The sequence below is a fragment of the Vibrio sp. YT-17 genome, from assembly GCF_033337375.1.
Taxonomy (GTDB): domain Bacteria; phylum Pseudomonadota; class Gammaproteobacteria; order Enterobacterales; family Vibrionaceae; genus Vibrio; species Vibrio alginolyticus.
The window spans coordinates 1-1,048 of the sequence record NZ_JAWOQP010000195.1 but is presented as its reverse complement, the minus strand read 5'-3'; the positions used below and the strand labels follow the sequence as shown (position 1 = coordinate 1,048).

At 41.2% G+C, this 1,048-nt stretch carries 1 protein-coding gene; it reads right to left on the bottom strand.

Annotated features, from left to right (window positions below; translation table 11 throughout):
- Nucleotides 1-160: 160 nt before the first annotated feature.
- Entirely contained in the window at nucleotides 161-967 is an 807-nt protein-coding gene (locus R7F67_RS24895) for a hypothetical protein (RefSeq protein WP_005482403.1), read from the bottom strand.
- Nucleotides 968-1,048: the final 81 nt, after the last annotated feature.

Genomic DNA, 1,048 nt, shown 5'->3' with positions numbered 1-1,048 from the left:
GCAGGCAATGCCTGCGGTTTTTTATTGCTCGTTACTTGCGGTTTTTGATCTAGTTCTGCATGCAATTAAAAACCGCAGGCAATGCCTGCGGTTTTTTATTGCTCGTTACTTGCGGTTTTTGATCTAGTTCTGCATGCAATTATGTCGAAAAATGAGTCTTTCAGGCTAATGATAGTCTGGGCAAAGGCAAATACAGTGTTTCGACAATATCTGATAGCACGTGATCATAGGTATTGAAAATCGTCAGTGACAGATCTGAGGTGATGCCATAAAGTTCTTCTTCTGTTAGTCCGGTGTGTTTTCCTTCGACATAGTCGTTTAACGCTTGTGTCGAACGTACAGAGATCGGCGCTGCGATAGTCAGCGGTGCTATTACCGCTAACTGATTCAGTTTACGTGTCATTACAGATGCGTAGTTCTTTACTCGAACGCTTCCTCCTTGTTCGTTTAAGTCTTGAATGCTAATACGAAGTTGAGTCAAGGTTTCGAGGCTATCGATAATGGTTTGCCAATTCATGTGGTACTCATCATGCAATTCATCTCGTTGCTCAACTGCTAGCCACGCAATAGTGACTTCATCCATTAAAAACAAACAATGTCGAATCAGCTTTCCGTGCTCCATTTGATTTCTCGCGATGCTGTTTTCCTGCCATTGTTCTAGCAACTTACTGACTTTTATCTGTAACACACGATACATGGGTTTATTTTCAAAGCGCGATGTTTCCAACAAAAGGTGCAGCTTGTTGTTGAGAGCATGATGGATCTCTTCTATTTCTCGATCATAGTTTTGTTGGGATTGAAGGGAGTAATGTGTGATTGCTCGATGACGTCTAAGCAAGTTAACGACATCGCGAAGTAGGGTAAGCAACTGATACTTTCGTGCATGTTGCTGTTCGCGTTTTGTGGAAAGGTGGTAAATGCCGGCTAATATGGCGACGGATAATAACGTTGAAATCAAAACAAACATAACCAACTCCTTGTTAGTGTTTGGACCTAGCAAGAAGGAATTAGCAGTTTTAATGCCAATTAAAATTACTTTAAAAACAAG